The sequence below is a fragment of the Enterovibrio paralichthyis genome (assembly GCF_019209835.1).
Lineage (GTDB): Bacteria > Pseudomonadota > Gammaproteobacteria > Enterobacterales > Vibrionaceae > Enterovibrio > Enterovibrio paralichthyis.
The window spans coordinates 71,210-88,962 of record NZ_JAHUTS010000008.1 but is presented as its reverse complement, the minus strand read 5'-3'; the positions used below and the strand labels follow the sequence as shown (position 1 = coordinate 88,962).

Below are 17,753 nucleotides of genomic sequence, written 5' to 3'. Positions count from 1 at the left end.
ATTGTTAAACAATGCCTTCTTTGTTTAAGCCGTACTTACGCATTTTTTCGACCAAGGTGGTACGACGCATACCCAGCATGTCTGCAGCGCGGGCAACGATACCCATTTGCGCTTCCAGTGCCTGGCGAATCATATCCACTTCAAGATCGGCCAGCATCGCTTTCAGATCAACACCCTCAGGTGGAAGACCGGATGGCGCAGTACTGTTGGAAAAGCCCGGCATATCTTCATCATCCATAGAGAAGACCGCATGCAGCGCTTCGCGCTCCATCAGTTCACAGTCTTCTACCGGCATGGCTTCCGGCTGGAATTCAGGAATGTCACTGTATCGGTACTTTTTCGGTAGGCGGTTAACATCAACCATCTGACCCGGATAAAGGATGACCATGCGCTCAATCAGGTTCGCCAGTTCACGGACGTTACCCGGCCAGTCGTGTTCCATCAGGGATGCAATTGCGCGTGGCGTCAAGTGGACAGGGCTCGCCCCTTCCGCTTCCAAACGCGCCATCAGTTCCTGGATCAACAGTGGCGTATCTTCAATACGTTCACGCAGTGCAGGCATTTCAATTGGGAACACATTCAGGCGATAGAAAAGGTCTTCACGGAATGAGCCTTCTTCAATCATGGTATCCAGGTTACGGTGCGTTGCAGCAACCACACGCACATTGGCCTGAATGGTTTTGTTTCCACCCACACGTTCGAAACAGCGCTCTTGCAGCACACGCAGCAGTTTTACCTGCATTGGTTGCGGCATGTCACCGATTTCATCTAAGAAAAGTGTGCCGCCTTCAGCCAACTCAAAACGCCCTTTACGTGCAGAAATCGCACCGGTAAACGCGCCTTTTTCGTGGCCAAACAGCTCACTTTCCAACAATTCGGGTGGGATAGCGCCGCAATTGACCGGAACAAACGGTCCTTTGCCACGCAATGAATGATAATGAATATTACGCGCCACCACTTCTTTACCCGTGCCCGATTCACCCAGAATCAGAACGCTGGCTTCGGTGCCTGCAACCTGTTCTATCAGATGACGGACATCAGCAATGGCTTCACTTCTGCCAACCATGCTGCGAAATAGCGTATTTTTTCGGCTAAGTTGTGGGATATTAAATGCGCGTTTACCCGAGAACTCCTGACAGTGACGCAATGCATCTGACAGTTGTGGGTAATTTAACGGCAATTCCAGTTCACCGACAAAATTAGGCAAGCCTGCAAGCTCTGCTTTATGTTTGGCGAGTGCAATAACCGGAATATGGTTATTAATTGTTAGGTTATCGATAACCTGAGATAAACGCTGGGGTGTATGAATGTTACCCAAGTAACAGGCACCCTCGGCCTGCTTCCAGTGCGTATCATTCAGCTCAGTGGTTGAACATAGCAGGTATTGCTCACCAATAAACTCCAAGATAACGCCTAAATCGTGACGAAATTTTTCATCATCCTCGATAACAAGAATTTTCGTTAAACCTTGCATGTGTGAGATATATCTGCCCCGAAACCATCTGCGTCACCGGCGCAAATAATAGCGTCTGTGACAAAATAATCCAGCTATTGTATTTATTGGTGGACATAAGGCAACCGAAGACACAATAAAGCTGTGACTCCAGTGCCAAGACAGATTAGATTGTAGTGAAAGTGACGGGTTTTAGGCGTCTGCAGCAGTGATATTGTGATACTCAGCCGGTATTTGATCCCAAGCTGACTTAATTTCGCGCAAAATATCAATCACGTCATCGATAGGTGCATCCAGATTGTCTCTGTTCGCTTCAGAAATTTGACGGATCATGAAGTCGTAAAGTGCATCCAGATTGGAGGCAATTTCACCACCATCATCCATTGAAAGACAGCTACGCAGACTGATAATGATGTCCAGCGCTTTACCCAGACGTTCCCCTTTCATAGGAATATCGCCCTGAAGCATGGCTGCTTTTCCCTGAATAAGTCGTTCAATTGCACCTGCCATCAGCATTTGAATCACCTTGTGTGGTGATGCCGCGCTCAGCTGACTGTCAATTGATACTTTTTTGTAGGCCTGAAGTGACCCTCTCATAACTATCCTCACCTACTCGAATTTTTTGTAAATTTGTACTGACTTACGCCCTTTAATGTATCGACTGGCATGGGCGGCAGCACCATCACGACGCGCTTTTATCAGATTGAGTATCTGCTCGGTGCGAGCGACTGCGCTCGTCCATGCATTTTTTTCCGGCGCTACCGGCAATGTCGTGATCTGTACCAGACAATCCTTTCTTTCATTCAATAAGTGTGCCATTTCATCTGAATTGACCACCTCTTGACTGAGTAGCGTCATAAGATCGCTATCAATCTGATCTAGCTGGGCGAGAAGCGAATCCATCTTAGATCACTCCTACGCCGGCATAATGTTTTGCATAGCAGCCAATTGAGACTGCATTTCGCCCATGGCGTTATCCATGGCAGAAAACTGCCGCAAGGTGCGGTTTTCCAGATCTTCCATACGGCGATCCAGTTTTGTTTGCTCATCTTCAAGGCGCATGCGGCGATCACCCAAGGTAGACTCACGGTTACGGATTGCCCCGCCTATCCCGGTAAAATCTTTGACAGTTTCTTCAACCTTACGCGCAAAACCGTCGTTGCCACCAAAGAAGCCTTCCAACGCAGAAAAGTTTTGCGTCAATTGCTTGTCGAGCATGCTGTAGTTAATTTCCAGCCGCCCATCCATTGTGGTCGCAATCCCCAGCTCGCTAAGGGTTTTAAGTGAATCCGGCGCGCCTTCAATCGGGGTTGAAAACAGGGAGCGCATCTGGCTCACCGCGGAGCGGATGACACTGTCGCCGACTAACGGGCCGCCCTGTTGGGTTTCCGGGTCGTATTTTGCCAACGCTTTGGTGACTTGGTAGAAAGCGTTGTAGGCATCCACGAACTCTTCCAGCGACGCTTTGACTTTGTCGCGGTCTTCATCGACGGTCACGGTCACCGGACCATCTTCTGCCTTGGTGAGCTGGGATACCGAAATCTCGACGCCACGAATCGCGTCGGAGAAGGTATTGGTGCCGCTGGAAACCGTGGCAAGTCCATCAATGACAATGCGCGCATCTTTTGCTGACTGCATTTCATTCATGGCGTTCATTTCTGCGCCCGGTTTGTATTCCATTGCCATTAGCGGGCTGGTGAGCGGCGCGTTTACCGCGACAGAAATTTGGTTGCCTTTGCCGGTTTTGTCCCCGCCCAGAATCAAGCGCGCGCCACTGTCGTCATTGATGACAGAAGCTTTTATGCCTGGATTGGAAGGATGGCTGTTAATGGTGCGGACAATATCCAGCAGGGAGCTTTTGCTTTGTTCAATATCAATGGTCGCACTGCGTCCACCCAGGCTTAACACCAGTTGTCCTTCACCGAATTTCGCTTTCGGGTTGAGACCGTCAGAAACCAGTTTATGGGATTGGGCGAGTTGCTGAACATCGATGGAATAGACGCCGGTTACGGCTTGGTGGTCAGCGGAGGCGGAGACAGTTTCAGGGTTATCCGAAACTGAACTCCGCGCCGCGAAGGTGTTGTTACGACGAAAGTCATACATCATATCTTTCATCGTATCGAGGGAGGTTTTGAGTCTACCGTAAGCGCTGATGTTAGTTTCAACATCGTTTAACCCCTTGACGATACGCTCTTGTTTGGGCGCACGCTCTGCCTCAACAATTTTGTTGACCATGGAACTGATGTCCATTCCACTGCCAAGGCCGGTCGCGCTTAAACCCATTTTAACTCACCTCATTTATACCTTTTCTGCAACCAGCCCCCTCGCATGAAGGGACAGTTGCTGTGCCAGCTCAAGCATTTCTTTTTCAGGGATTTGGCGAATGATGTCACCGCTACTCATTTCGTAAACAGTGATAACGCTTCTTCCAGTATCCTCATCAAGTCGGAACGCCAAGCCTTTGTTAAAGGTAGACACAAACTCATCCAGTCGCTCTACCAGCATTTCCAGCTGATCCTGTTGCAGCTTGCGGGTATCTTCAAGGCGGTTAGCCTGTTCAACACGACGCTGTGACAGCTTTTCAACACTCTCAGCCATCTTCTGCTGGTTCGTGATGTTGGGTTGGGTCCCCTCCACAGATTGTTTACTGCTAGCAACTTTCGTGCCTGACTGTGGAGTCACATGAGACAGGGATGACGTCGAAACGGATGATATGTCCATCGTAGTTCACCTCCTGTTAGCTATTGACGGTGAGTGGCAAGCTCACCGTCAGTAATGGCTACTATCTATTAGCCTAACAGGCTCAGTGCAGCTGACGGCGCTTGCTTCGCTTGTGCAAGTATAGACGTACCAGACTGCTGCAGGATCTGAGATTTGGTGAACTGTGTAGTTTCTTTCGCGAAGTCAACGTCACGGATACGGCTGTTAGACGCGCTCACGTTTTCGTTGATGTTGTCCAGGTTTGCAATCGCGTGGCTCAGACGGTTTTGCTTCGCACCCAGTTCTGCGCGGTGTGAATCGATGTACTGCATTGCGTTATCGATAAGACCAACCGCTTTCTGAGAACCACCCACGGTGCTCACGTCAACGTTCTGGATAGTTTCGTCAACTTTCGCTGCACCTGCCATGCCCAGTGAAGTTGCCAGTGCACCAGAGAACGCAACGCTTGAACCTGATGCTGAAACGATTTGTAGCTCGCCGTTTTCAGACACAGATGCAGAAACTTTGCTGTCTGCGTTACCGTTGATGTAGGTCGCGATTTCTTCAACGTCGTCGCCTGCCTTCGCAGCGATGTTCAGTGTTGCAGTTGAACCGTCGGCGTTAGTGATGTTCATGGTCAGGGTAGCGCCGCCAGTTGCGGTCCACGCAGCCATGTCTACAGATGCAGCAACAGTCGCTTTGTACGTTGCACCACCCATCATCGCTTCGTCAGCACGGATGTTTTTGAAGTCCATCATCACGGCTTCACCGGCATCCGCACCAATCTGGAACGCTTTGGTTCCGAAGGTGCCGTTCAGCAGTTTTGCACCACCGAAAGAGGTGGTTTCTGCGATACGGTTCAGTTCGTCTTGCAGGGCAACTACTTCTTCCTGAATCGCTTTACGCTCTTCGGTACCGTTCGCACCGTTAGCAGATTGCAGCGACAGGTCACGCATACGTTGCAGGATGTTGCTTGATTCTTCCATCGCACCTTCAGCGGTTTGCGACATGGAGATACCGTCGTTGGCGTTACGTACTGCGACGTCCAGACCACGGCTTTGTGCAATCAAGCGGTTAGAAATTTGCAGGCCTGCTGCATCGTCTTTCGCGCTGTTAATACGGAAGCCTGAAGACAGACGTTCCATTGACGCGTTCAACGAATCAGTTGAGCTGTTCAGGTAGCGCTGAGCGGTCATTGCAGGCACGTTAGTGTTTACTGTAATAGCCATAACTATTCTCCTTTGGTACTAAGTCCGGCTTCCGCCCAGCAACCCAGGGAAAACCAGTTCTAAATCTCTCACAACCCATGTAACGGCACGCTTGGAAAAACCTTTACACCTTTTTTCCTATTTTTTTCACACCCCAGAATCTGGGGAGAAACAGTGCAATATCATGGTGCTACCTGTAGTTTTCGCCCGCGACGGGGAAAACTTTAGGCAGGCAAATAAAAAATTTCGGGAGAATAGAGGCAAGGCATTGAAATAGCGGGAAATTAAAACGGCACAAAAGATAGGGAAATACGAGAGATTAGATGATAACCACCTGAAATTGAACACAAAAAAAGCGGCAAACCATTGCCGCTTTTTCTAATGCCGGGTAACCGGTTACTGAAGCAGGTTGAGTGCCGCTTGAGGCAGCTGCTTGGCCTGCGCCAGAATCGAGGTACTTGCCTGTTGCAGGATTTGGCCTTTGGTAAGCTCTGTCGTTTCCTTGGCGAAATCGGTGTCACGGATGCGGCTGTTAGACGCAGACACGTTTTCCTGAATGTTCGACAAGTTGCTGATGGTGTGGCTGAGTCGGTTTTGCTTCGCACCCAGATCTGCACGCTGGCTGTCGATATACTGCATCGCAGAGTCGATCACACCCACCGCCATTTGCGCACCACCGACATTACTTACGTTAATGTCCTGCGTAGTGACTGCTGCACCCGCACCGGTCACAAAGCCCAGTGACGTTGCCAGGCCGCCACCGAAGGTGACATTGCCCTGCAGCTTCTCTTCTGCAACGAAGATCTGCAATTGGCCGTTATCGTCGACAGACGCCGTCACCATCTCGTCAGACTGACCGTTAATAAAGGTCGCCACTTCCTCGATATCGTCACCGGCTTTGGCGTCGATAGAGATATTGATGGTGTTACCCGCTTTGGTTGTGAAGTTCATGGTCAGCGTTGCCGCTGTGCCGGACACTTCCCAACCCGCGGATTTGCTTTGAGTGCCCACAAACTCAGTGCCGCCCATGCGGAAATCATCTGCACGGATACTGGTCAGGCCCATGATAATTGCCTCACCGGAGTCCGCACCGATTTGGAATGATGCTTCACCGAATGAACCGTTCAACAGTCTGCGACCGCCGAATGCTGTCGTTTCAGCAATACGGTTAAGTTCGTCCTGAAGTGCTGCCACCTCTTCCTGAATCGCTTTACGCTCTTCCGAACCATTGGCACCGTTTGCTGACTGCAGGGACAGGTCACGCATACGTTGCAGAATGTTGGTCGATTCCTGCATCGCACCTTCTGCGGTTTGTGCAATTGAAATGCCGTCGTTGGCATTACGCATCGCAACATCCAGACCACGCGTTTGGGCAATGAGTCGGTTTGAGATCTGCAGACCAGCGGCGTCATCTTTCGCACTGTTGATCCGACTACCAGACGACAAGCGTTCCATCGACGTATTCAGCTCATTTGTCGACTTATTCAGGTAACGCTGCGCAGTCATCGCAGACACGTTGGTGTTAACTGTTACACCCATTTTGCTCTCCTTTGACTTTCGCGTTTGTTGCGAAACAGCCTACCCGCGACAAAAAGTCCGATTGTTAAGCGGGACCAGCCTTCAATTCGTTTTCAGGAACGGTGCCATCTCAGAAATGCCACCTCATGCCCAATCATATTCAATTTGCATGCCAATTTTTGGAAAGTCTTATTTTTCATTAAGTTATAAGCAAACAGAGCGGGGAGAGATCGCTAAAACGGCAAATTTTTCATTTTTCCCTCAAGAAAATCGGCAAATTGCCGCCCCGTTAATTGCCTCTTCATAAACATAGCACCAGATCCTATAAATAAGAGTGGTGACTCATAAATAAAGCAGGTCGATTTTTGCCGCCGAAACAGGGAGAAAGCGTTTTTTCCAGTAATGACGCGCCTTTCGGCACGGTATTTGCTGAACAACACAGGAAATAAAAGAAGCACAATTCGCGTTCACAACCACACGGATCCGATATGACCAATCCCACCCAGACCAATGAAAGTGCAATGACACTGGAACAGGCGTTTGAGCATGGCGTTTCGCTCTATCAACACCAGAAAAAAGGTGAAGCCCGCGAAGTATTCGAACAAATCCTGAACCATGCACCGGATGCAGTGCCTGTGCTGCAGGTGCTTGCCGTTCTCGACAGCGAGGAAGGACAATGGCAAGCCGCGCTGAAAAAGCTCGACCACGCGCTGTCGGTATCACCGGGTGATGCCTCAATTTTATTTGATAAGGCTCACTTACTGGCTCAACACGGTGCCAATAAAGAAGCGCTGGAAATTGTTGATGCCTTGCTGGATGTTGCCCCGACCAACCAGGAGCTTCTCGCGCTGCGGCAACAACTTACCGCGGCGACCGGGCAACGCGGCGAAAGTCGTCGCACAGCCAAGCAAATGGATGCCGTTTCCACACAAAAACAGAGCGCCCTGAAGCAGGAAGTGGAGGAAACCCTCTCACTGGCAGGGCAAATGGTGGCAACCGGCAATCTCGACCAGGCCAAGCTCTTATTTAATGCCGTCATGAATGTGGCGGGAGATGTGCCCGCAGCCCTGCTGGGGGTGGCAAAAATTTATCTGGGTGAGGAAAAATACGGGCTGGCACGCCAGCACTTGTTGCGCGCCTTCGAGCAAGATAATTCGGATAAAGAGACCGTCGTCCTGCTCAGCCACAGCGCTATCAAAATTGATGACTACCCGGCTGCTCGTACCCATGCCCGGTTTGGACTGCAGCACTGGCCAGAGGATGCCATCTTCTGCCGTCTGTTGGTTCTGAGCTTTGAAAAGGAGCAAAACTGGCTGGAGGCTTACCGTCAGGCAAGCGGCTTTATCAAACAGCACCCTGAAGATGCCGATTTGCTGAACCGCCTCGCTACCGCCAGTTTCCAGCTTTTGCGTGCGCGCCACAACTTTACCCCGGCAGCTATTACCGCCTGTCAAAAGCACATCCAGCAGGCTGCCCGTGTGGCAACACCTGAAAACAAACAGCGCCTTTCCACGTATTTAGCGGAAGTGCTCTGGTACAAAGGTGAAGCCAACACGTCGAAAGCCTTGCTGGAAGAGTACATTGCCCAACATCCGCAGGATATCGAAGCGGGCTTTAATATCAGCTTTGTCTACCGCACCCTGGGTGAATGGGAAAATTATTACCGCGCCAACGAACTGGGTATCACCTGTAACCGCCGCCTGCAGTACAACGGCAATGTTCCACAGTGGAATCTTGAACGCCCGAAAGACGATGTAGTACTGGTGATGCCTGAGCAAGGCGTGGGGGATGAAATCCTCTACTTCCACAATCTGGCAATGGTGCTGGAGAATGCCAAAAAGGTGTATGTTGCCTGCGATCCGCGTCTGGAAGACATCCTTTCCCGCGCGTATCCGGAAGCGGTGATGGTGCCGGTGAAACGGGATCATGGTCAGGACATTGATATTCCGGAATCTGTCCTGTCTGACATTACCGCCTGGGTTGCCGGTGGCAGCCTTGCCGGAATTTGCTTTGCCAACTTTGGCCGCCATATTTACCAGTCTCCGTATATCAAGCTGGCGCAGGAAACCGAGGCGCACTGGCAGTCACAGGTAGCAGCGCTTCGCAAAGCGAACCCAGACGCCAGACTGGTGGGTATTTGCTGGCGAAGCGGCCTGGCGGCGGCAACACGGAACATCCACTATCTGGTGGCTGAAGAAGCCGCGCATCTGGTTAAGCAGTGCCCGGACACTGTGTTTGTAAATCTGCAATACGGTGATTGCCGCAAAGAGCTGAACAAGATAGAAAAGCTTTCCGGCGTGCGCATTGTGCAGCTTGATGGTTTGGATTTGCGTGATGATTTTGAAGGCACTGCCGCTGTGATCAAAGCGTTGGACGCTGTGGTCACTGCCGGTACCGCAGTTCACCGCCTGACCACTGCTGTCGGCACCCCTTGTCATGTCTTCTTTGCCGGTACAGAAGCGTCAGATTTCACCCAGCCACAGACGCTTAATAGCGATTCCGAGCTGGGTTACTTCTACCCGCCTATGCTGGAAAACAAATACCCATTGCTGGAAACCATCGCACGCCAGATCCAGGCAATCTAACCTCTGGCAGCAAGATGTAAAAAAGGTCAGCAAACGCTGACCTTTGTCTTTTACGCATCTGCCATCAGGTTGGCAGAACATGGCGTACTCCTTGTTTCCCGCGCTGAGAGCAACAGCAGGAAAAACGCACCAGTCCCTGCCATCAGCATGGCGAGGATCACCATATGGTAATTGTAAAGCTCTGCCACCACCCCCACGGTCACGCTTGATGCCAGGCTGGCAATCATGATTGCGTTGTTAAACAGCGTGGTTGCCACGCCCATCTGGTTCGGCATCTTATTCTGGATAACCACCATGCCCAGGCTCGCGCTGATACCTACCGCCATACCGTTCAAAATTTGCAGGGCGTACATTTGCCATAGGGAATCGGCATTAAACAGCAAGGTATAAAAGAGGCAAGCGGATGCCGCACTCAATACCATCAGGCGCTGCGGCGCGACCTTCGCCGCCCAGAGACCGGCCAGCACCATCACAGGAATTTCCACAAAAGCGGCCAACCCCAGTAACTGGCCTGCCACTGAGCCTGCCAGCTCAAGCTCCTTCGTGACATATAAAGGCAGCGACATCACGTACATATTGTTGGCAAAGAACAGCATGAATACCGCGCCCAGATACAGCGGTGCACCCGGAATTTTACGCCATGACTGGCGGATCTCGGCCACACCCTCAACACTGGCTTGCTTGATTTTTGCCGCCGGAAACATGTTCCAAACGATGCAGATAGAAATCGCCATGGTTGTCGCAGCAAACAGGAATGCCCCGTTAAAGCCAAACGCATCATACAAAATAAACGCCAGCGGCGGGCCAATCACCCATGACAGGGACATCATGGCGCGCATCAGCGACACAAACAGCGTGCTGTTATCGCCCAGGTTTTTATCCGCATACTCTCGGCCAATGGCAAAGGTCTGAGGCATGGATGACGCTGTGATGCTTGAGATGAAAATCATCACCACCAGCGCGAGGTAATAATCGCGTATCACCATAAACAGGGACATCACGACAATAAAGGCGCTCTGAGACAGCAAAATGATTTGGCGTCGATCCCAGCCCACATCAGACAGTTTGGCGATGCGTTGCGAAACCACCACACCACTGCAAATTGAAATCGCGAGAAACACACCCATCTGGAGTGGTGTCGCGTGCAATCCATCGACAACAAAAATCCCTAATAATGGATAGAAAAAGCCGCCGCCAAGACCTGCAAACAGGCAGACCAGCAAGTAGCAAAGCGATGCTTTATTGGTTAAAAAACTAACGTAGTTTTTCATTTGTCTTTTCTCACAAGGATTGTGTTCTTACTCTGACGGCCGGACTCCGGCGCGTTTGGAAATTTCTTAATTGTGATGCAGTTTAGGGACAAATATGCATCCCGTGTGATAGCTATCAAGCAACCGCTGATACTATTCATTCATTTTCTTCCAACTCACTGACAAACTGGGTAAAAATGGTTTCAGCGACAATCATCATCCAATGAAGCAGCACCATGAAACCTACCATTGAACGTGTTCAAAAAGCGGTCAGCCCCAGCTGGCACTTTGCCGACTACCACTGCACAGAGCCAACTATCGGCGTGCCGTGCGGTTGGCATTACCACGACGAAATTGAACTGGTGCTGTACTTTGACCCGCATGATGTTTCCGCGGGAAAAATCATCATTGATGACTATGTCGGCGAGGCTGCACACGGCTATGCCTACCTGACCGGCCCCGGCTTACCGCACATGCTTACCCGATCAGCATCCACGGCAACGCGGGAGCAACCGAGTAGTTCGCATGTGCTCTGGCTTGATCAGTCTTGGATTCAGTCCCTGGTGGTCACCGTGCCGGCATTGTCTACCGTCAGTGACATGTTGGTACGCGCCAACAAAGGATTGAAGCTGTCAAAAGCAACGTTTGAAGCCTTGTACCCTTTGATGAATGGTGCGTCGCAGCTTAAACCCGTCGCCCAGTTTGTCAGGGTGATGGAAATCCTTATGCTGCTTTGTGAAGACAAATCGGCGCAGACGCTGACCTCCCGCCCGTATTGTTTTTACGTGGCAAAAGACACGCCCATCCTCGACAAGCTGGAAAAAGCGCAGCAGTTTATCGCCGAGCATTATCACGCGCAAATTTCCGTCCAGGACATATGCAAACACCTGCATATGAGCGAGAGTTCCGTCTACCGGATGTTTGAGAAACATTTTGCCGACAGTTTTATCGACTACGTGAAGAACTACCGGCTCGGCAAGGCCTGTGAACTGTTGGTGCGGTCAAATAAACCAGTTTCTGTGGTAGCGGAAAAGGTAGGATTTACCAACCTGTCGAACTTTAACCGCCAGTTCAAGGCGGCAAAGAGCATGACACCGACCGAATTTAGGAAGTTGTTTGGGTAGGAAGATGACGGTTCCCGTTCCAGAGCCCAGGGCTATAGGTAGTAGGAACCGATTGGGATTACACGTAATTGAACAGGGTCAGCTCTTTGGCTTTGGAAAACGCCTTTTGCGAGGCTTGCAGTGCCAGCAGGTTTTCGTTCATGTCGATCACTGCCGTCGAGTAATCCAGATCTTCCATGGTACCGAGCGAGCGGTTCAGCACCAGTTTGAAATCCTTGTGCATACTTTCCTGCCTGTCGAGCGTCGTCAAGCGGGTACCGATTTCTGAACGTGCCTTGTTGAGATGTTTAAAGGCCCCAGCGAATTGTTCGGTTACCTGATGTAACTCTGCGGTGGCTGACGCATTGAAAATGCTTTCGTCGGAAAGCTCAATACCCCTTTTAAACGCATCAAACACATTGAAAGTACCCTGACGCTCAAGGACGATGCGGTCGCCATCCAGCATTTCGCCCTCAAAGCTCATGCTCACCGTGCCCCACTGCACACCGTTTTGCGGGTCGTACACACCGCTGTTTACCACATTCCCATCCTGCGTCAGTTCATACATGGTCTGGCCGTTGCCATCCACACTGAAGCTCACCGCATATTCAGAATTGTCAGCGTTGTTAGTGTTGCGCGCATTCGCCAGCAAAAGCAGCGAGCCGCTTTGCAGATCGTACTCTGGCTGATAGTCACCAAACGGGTTTTCTATCTCCATAAACACCTGATCGCCCGGATCGCTGGTCTGTACTTCAACCGCCGGCGCTACCTGTGCCGTGCGATGATAACTATCACCGGCATAACGCACATTCAGAGCACCATCACGGTAAAACGGTTGCTTGCTCGACTGGGTACCGGAAAACAGGAAATTGCCGGACTCATCCTTGGCATTGACCAGGTTCATGAAGTTGTCGTACAGGCCTTTCAGATCCTGTTTGTGCGCAGTGCGGTCATCTTCAGACAACGAACCGTTGATCATTTCCATGGTTTTGCGCTTGGCACTGTCAACCAGCTGCTCAGCGTCATCCACCGCGATTTCGGCACGGGTCTGGCGGTTACGCGCCAGGGTGATGGAGTCGACATACTGGTCGAGTTGTTTGTCCTGCTGGCGGAAGTTCTGGATATAGATAGACGACACCGGGTCATCCCCCGCCGTCAACACTCGTTTGCCTGTGGCGAGTTGATCCTGGTTATCCTGCAACTTCACCTGCTGGCGCATCAGGTCATTGGACACTGACTGGTAATTGTGAAAACTGGCAATACGGCTAATCATCACTCAGATCCTTATCGGGTTGCATTCAGCAGGGTTTCAAAGGTTTCGTTGGCTGCCGTCATGATGCGCGACGACGCCATATAGGCTTGCTGGAATTTCATCATGTTGGCCGCTTCTTCATCGAGGTTCACCCCCGAAATCTCCGCCACACGGCCTGCTGCTGCGTCGTGCTCAACACGGCTGACATCTTCCAGGCGGGCGAAAGAAGCCTTCTGCACGCCAAGGTCGGTGTTTAACCCTTCGAAAACATCAATCAGGCTGGAGCGGCCACCGTCCATCAACTTTTGGGTCTGCAGTTGCTGCATACGGATAAGGTTGCCGTTTTCCCCGTCTGCGGGCAGCAGGCTGACAGCAAACAAATCTTCCGGCGCTGCGCCACCGCTCAGTTCAAAGATGGTGCCGTTTACGGTGACCGGCGTTGATGGCGGATAGGCCTGTGGCGCCAAGAGGATATTACCTTTCATATCCAGCACCGCGAATTGGGAAGCATCCGGCGAAATCGCGACCTGAAATTCCTGCTGCGCACCTTGCTGCAACACCTTCAGATCGCCCTGTCCGGTGAGAATAGATTTCGAGCTGACATAACTTTGCGCGGCAATCTTCGCGGGATCTTCCATGGTCACACCAATCTGGCCGGCAGCCTGACGTACCGGACGGATAATCACACGCTCACCGGCGGCAAGGCCGATATCCACCTGAATGCGCAGGCCATCGACATTGATGGATGGCGGCGTACCGGATGGCGTGACCGCCACGGCATTCTTTTCCGGATCCATAATGGTGTACTGGCTGCCATCAAACTTAAGCTGGTAGTCACCGATTTTCAGTTTGGAAAGATCGTCAATGTAGACCTTCAACTCGGCAGTGGAGTCTGAGCCTTTGACTACACGGTCATCCGCAATGTCATCACTGTTGAAGTCAATGTAGATGTTCTCACCCACCTGCCCGCTGAGATCATAACCTTGTGACTGCAGCTCGTTGATCGACATGGCAAAGCCCGCCGCCAGACGGCCAATTTCATCCCTCGCCTGTGCCAGCGTCTGGTCACGGTATTCGAACATGGCGCCGAGCTTGCCGCGGATATCACTGTTATCAATCGGCTTCAGCGTCTTCCCTTCCACCAGCGCCAAACGGCGTTTTTGGTGATCCGGCACGCCGGGCACGGTTTGCAGCTCACTGGAATGCAGGCCGGAAACCAGCGTATGACCACTGCCGATAATGACGTTATACAGACCGTCATCCCGTTGGTTTACGCTGACCTGAGTGAACTCAGACAATTCGTTGATAAGTTGCTGGTGACGGTCGAGCAGATCGTTGTCCACCGCCTGACTTTTCAGCAGCGCTTTGTGGATATCGACAATCTCACGGCCGATATCATTCATACGTTGCAGCGTGGCATCAATCTCGACCGAGGTATCTGCTTCCTGGGTCTGCAGAACGTTATTAATGTCGTTGAGGCCTGCGGCAACGAGGCGGGATTTTTCCAGCACCACTTTGCGCGCGCCCATGTCACTCGGGCTGTCTGCCAGCCCTTTCACCGCGCCATAGAACTCGTTCATGTTCTCGGGAATTTTCTTGGCGGAGTGGGACATCATGTCATCAAGCAGGGTCAACTGGCCGTTGCGGGTTTGGGCGTGAGCCAGTGCCGAGGTGGTGATGTTGAATTCGTTGGTGGCAAATTTGTCGTAGTTGCGGCGTACGGCGGCCGCATGCACACCGGCGCCCCATTGGTTTGCCGACCAATAGGCGGAGTCATTCGCGCGCTGCTCAACGGACTGACGGCTATAGCCTTCAGTATTCACATTCGAAATGTTGTGACCCGTTGTATTCAGCTGTCGCTGTGCTGTCAGAACGCCCTGAGAACCGAGCGTCAGCAGATCAAACCCCATTCTGCCTCCGTATGCGGAAACGCATAACCTACGAAATTATCTATTGCACAGAACAATTCAAGAATCGTGCCACACAATTAAATCTCTAAATTTCATATAGATAGCTGTTTATTTGCGCATTTTGAAGGTATCTCTCTTACCAACAGGCAAGGGATTGCCGCTACGGGTCTGCCGCTAGCTGGTCAGCCAGGTCCAAAGCCCAAATGAGAAATTGGGTAACACATCGATACCCAGGAAGGATTTGAGCAGATAAAGCGAGGTTACGACGATGGAAAACAGCACGAAGGTTCCCGCCAACATCACCAGGATCCGGCTGGCATTCGCCGCTTTCTGTTCTGCTCGGGTTAAATCACGGCGGTTGCGGCCAAACAGGAATACCAGGTAGTAATTCCAGCCAAAGCCACCCACGACAGTACGCACATCAATGGCATGACGGGCTTTGGCGCGGGTGCCGAACATCAGCTTCAATTGCAACAGTTGGGCATCGGTAAATGAGTCCGCGACATCTTTTGGGGTTTTGTCGAGAAAAGACCGGATAAAGGGATCGCGGTGAATAGAGCCGTTGGCAAAACTGGAAATGTTCTGGGATTGCGGCTCTGAGGGTTGCTGCGGTGTGGGTTGCTGCTCGGCCATCGGGTTTCCCTTGTTCAAAGACAGAGCGAGCAGCGACATCACCGCCACTGCGGCCGCTTAGGGCTCCATCATGCCTTTTACACGATTAAATACGCTGAGTACTTTATCGGAATATTGAGGATCCGTTGCGTAACCTGCCTGGTGAATACCACGGATAAACTGCTCAGGCTGCGCGCTTTGCTGCAATGCTGTTGCGTAACGCGGATTACGGTTCAGGAAGCTGACGTAGTCGTTAAAGCTGTCCTCATAAGAAGCATAGGCGCGAAACGAGGCCATTTCCTGCACAGGAATATCATCGTAAAATTCAAGGGTCTGGGTAGCGACTTTGCCACCATACCAACGGGGATCAGCTTTGATGTTAAACAGGTTGTTGCTTGAACCGCGGGCGTTAGCGATCACCTTTTTACCCCAACCGGTTTCCAGAGCTGCCTGCGCAATCAACAGTGCCGGGTCGGTTCCCAGCATACGCGCCGCTTTTTTCGCATAGGGCGTTAAACGGGAAACAAATTCATCCGGTGATTCAAAAGGTTTGTCCGCTTTTGGCGCGGGCGTGGCATTTTGCTGCGCCAGCATATGGGCACTTGGGATAACCACGTCATCACCCAACGCCGGGGTTTGCGCTTTCAACGCATCGGCTTCCGGTGACAGAGGCGCACTCGGCTGAGTTGGCTGAAGCCGAATGCGGTCACTGGCGCTGTTGGCACCCACATCCATCGGTTCGCTGATCATCGAGCCTTTGAACTGCTGGACAATCAAATCCGCCAGCCCGAGCGAGCCTTCGCGGGACAGGGCGCTCGCCAGTTGTTCATCGGCCATCTGTTCGTAAAACTTGGAGGTGCGGTTATCCACAAGATCAGACTCGAATGCTTCGTTAGCCTGACGCATGGACTTGAACAGCATCTGGGTAAACAGGGCTTCAAACTGCTCGGCAGCCGCTTTCAGCGCATCATCAGACTGCTCGCCGTTTGCCGCTTTTTGGCGCAGTACGTCCAGTTGGCTGAGGTCATGAATAAAACCTGTGTCTAAAGGTGCTTTCATGGCTTAAATCACTATCAGTTGACCGTCGATCGCGCCCGCTTGTTTGAGCGCCTGCAAAATTGCCATCAGATCTGAAGGAGCTGCCCCCACGCCATTCACGGCACGGACGAGATCATCCAGGGTGACACCCGGTTGGAAGTGGAACATACGGCCATCTTCTTCTTTCACTTCTACCCCGGAGTCCGGCACCACCACGGTTTCCCCACCGGCAAGCGCATTTGGCTGACTCACCTGCAGGTTTTCATTGATGGTGACTGTCATGCCACCGTGGGTAATGGCGGCAGGTCGCAAACGCACGTTTTGACCCACGACAATGGTACCGGTACGGCTATTTACAATGATTTTGGCTGCCGCATCTGCTGGCTGGAATTCCAGGTTTTCAACCGTCGACAGGAAAGCGACACGCTGCGACAAATCCCGCGGCGCACGGACACGTACCGAGGTTGCATCCATTGCTGACGCGGTGTTTGGCCCCAGGAAACTGTTGATGGAATCCGCCATGCGCTGCGCGGTCGTGAAATCGGAGTCAAACAGGTTGAAGGTAATATGGTCGCCACGGCCAAATGGCGTGGGTACTTCCTGTTCAACCGTTGCCCCGTCGGTAATGCGTCCAACGGTTGGCGTGTTGCCGACAATGGAAGATCCGTCAGCCCCTTCCGCACTGAAGCCACCGACAATCAGGTTGCCCTGCGCCACAGCGTAGGTTTTGCCATCCAGACCTTTGAGGAAGGTTTGCACCAGTGTGCCTCCACGGAGGCTTTTTGCCGAACCGATAGATGACACAGTAACGTCAATTTTCTGACCCTGTTTAGAGAAGGCCGGCAGCTCTGCACTGACTGCGACTGCGGCAACGTTTTTGGTTTTTGGCTTGGTGCCCGGCGGCAATTGAATGCCGAAGTTGCGCAGCATGGCATTAAAGCTTTGATCGGTAAAAGGTGTGCTCTCACCGGTACCGGCAAGACCAACGACCAGTCCGTAACCCACCAGTTGGTTGCTACGAACCCCGGCCACTTCGGACACGTCTTTAATGCGTGCTGCCTGCGCCAACGGGCTTACCAATACAGTTACTAATAAAAGCTTCAGCCAATGCTTCACGTCAAATC

At 51.8% G+C, this 17,753-nt stretch carries 15 protein-coding genes; 2 read left to right on the top strand and 13 right to left on the bottom strand.

All coding sequences use genetic code 11. From position 1 onward, the window contains the following. Positions 1-4 precede the first annotated feature (4 nt). The 7 genes from KU854_RS11700 to KU854_RS11670 form a co-directional block, all read right to left on the bottom strand. Positions 5-1,474: a sigma-54 dependent transcriptional regulator gene (locus KU854_RS11700; protein WP_218358729.1), complete on the bottom strand. Its 1,470-nt coding sequence runs from the start codon at positions 1,472-1,474 to the stop codon at positions 5-7. A gap of 171 nt (positions 1,475-1,645) precedes the next feature. After that, positions 1,646-2,050 (bottom strand): flagellar export chaperone FliS, encoded by a 405-nt coding sequence (fliS, locus tag KU854_RS11695; RefSeq protein WP_054779320.1) that lies wholly within the window; start codon positions 2,048-2,050, stop codon positions 1,646-1,648. A gap of 12 nt (positions 2,051-2,062) precedes the next feature. Next, positions 2,063-2,356 carry a hypothetical protein gene (locus tag KU854_RS11690; RefSeq protein ID WP_054779319.1) on the bottom strand — a complete coding sequence of 98 codons (294 nt, stop codon included), beginning with the start codon at positions 2,354-2,356 and terminating at the stop codon, positions 2,063-2,065. Between the two features lie 12 nt (positions 2,357-2,368). Continuing rightward, positions 2,369-3,736 carry a flagellar filament capping protein FliD gene (gene fliD / locus KU854_RS11685; RefSeq protein WP_218358728.1) on the bottom strand — a complete coding sequence of 456 codons (1,368 nt, stop codon included), beginning with the start codon at positions 3,734-3,736 and terminating at the stop codon, positions 2,369-2,371. A gap of 15 nt (positions 3,737-3,751) precedes the next feature. Beyond that, positions 3,752-4,174 (bottom strand): flagellar protein FlaG, encoded by a 423-nt coding sequence (locus KU854_RS11680; RefSeq protein ID WP_218358727.1) that lies wholly within the window; start codon positions 4,172-4,174, stop codon positions 3,752-3,754. A 68-nt stretch (positions 4,175-4,242) separates the two neighbouring features. Continuing rightward, positions 4,243-5,382, bottom strand: coding sequence for a flagellin (locus KU854_RS11675; protein ID WP_054779318.1), 1,140 nt, complete (start codon positions 5,380-5,382; stop codon positions 4,243-4,245). Between the two features lie 375 nt (positions 5,383-5,757). Continuing rightward, positions 5,758-6,900 (bottom strand): flagellin, encoded by a 1,143-nt coding sequence (locus KU854_RS11670; RefSeq protein WP_218358726.1) that lies wholly within the window; start codon positions 6,898-6,900, stop codon positions 5,758-5,760. A gap of 467 nt (positions 6,901-7,367) precedes the next feature. Between KU854_RS11670 and KU854_RS11665 the strand changes: the two genes are divergently transcribed. Further along, on the top strand, positions 7,368-9,464 hold the full coding sequence (locus tag KU854_RS11665) for a tetratricopeptide repeat protein (RefSeq protein WP_218358725.1): 2,097 nt from the start codon (positions 7,368-7,370) through the stop codon (positions 9,462-9,464). Between the two features lie 50 nt (positions 9,465-9,514). Here KU854_RS11665 and KU854_RS11660 read toward each other — a convergent pair whose 3' ends face one another. Continuing rightward, complete coding sequence (locus KU854_RS11660; protein WP_218358724.1) at positions 9,515-10,735, bottom strand: sugar efflux transporter; 1,221 nt, start codon at positions 10,733-10,735, stop codon at positions 9,515-9,517. 215 nt (positions 10,736-10,950) lie between these two features. On the opposite strand from KU854_RS11660, the gene KU854_RS11655 reads away from it, so the two are divergent. Then, positions 10,951-11,838, top strand: coding sequence for an AraC family transcriptional regulator (locus KU854_RS11655; protein ID WP_218358723.1), 888 nt, complete (start codon positions 10,951-10,953; stop codon positions 11,836-11,838). A gap of 58 nt (positions 11,839-11,896) precedes the next feature. Here KU854_RS11655 and flgL read toward each other — a convergent pair whose 3' ends face one another. The 5 genes from flgL to KU854_RS11630 all read right to left on the bottom strand — a co-directional run bounded on the left by flgL (position 11,897) and on the right by KU854_RS11630 (position 17,745). Next, entirely contained in the window at positions 11,897-13,090 is a 1,194-nt protein-coding gene (gene flgL / locus KU854_RS11650) for a flagellar hook-associated protein FlgL (RefSeq protein ID WP_218358722.1), read from the bottom strand. A gap of 11 nt (positions 13,091-13,101) precedes the next feature. Beyond that, a complete protein-coding gene (flgK, locus tag KU854_RS11645) occupies positions 13,102-14,979 on the bottom strand; it encodes a flagellar hook-associated protein FlgK (RefSeq protein WP_218358721.1) in 1,878 nt (625 codons plus the stop codon). Positions 14,980-15,153: 174 nt separating this feature from the next. Continuing rightward, entirely contained in the window at positions 15,154-15,651 is a 498-nt protein-coding gene (locus KU854_RS11640) for a hypothetical protein (protein ID WP_255555533.1), read from the bottom strand. A gap of 18 nt (positions 15,652-15,669) precedes the next feature. Then, positions 15,670-16,650: a flagellar assembly peptidoglycan hydrolase FlgJ gene (gene flgJ, locus KU854_RS11635; protein WP_218358720.1), complete on the bottom strand. Its 981-nt coding sequence runs from the start codon at positions 16,648-16,650 to the stop codon at positions 15,670-15,672. Positions 16,651-16,653: 3 nt separating this feature from the next. Further along, the gene (locus KU854_RS11630; protein WP_218358719.1) at positions 16,654-17,745 is read right to left on the bottom strand and encodes a flagellar basal body P-ring protein FlgI; all 1,092 of its coding nucleotides are present in this window, start codon (positions 17,743-17,745) and stop codon (positions 16,654-16,656) included. Between the last annotated feature and the right edge of the window lie 8 nt (positions 17,746-17,753).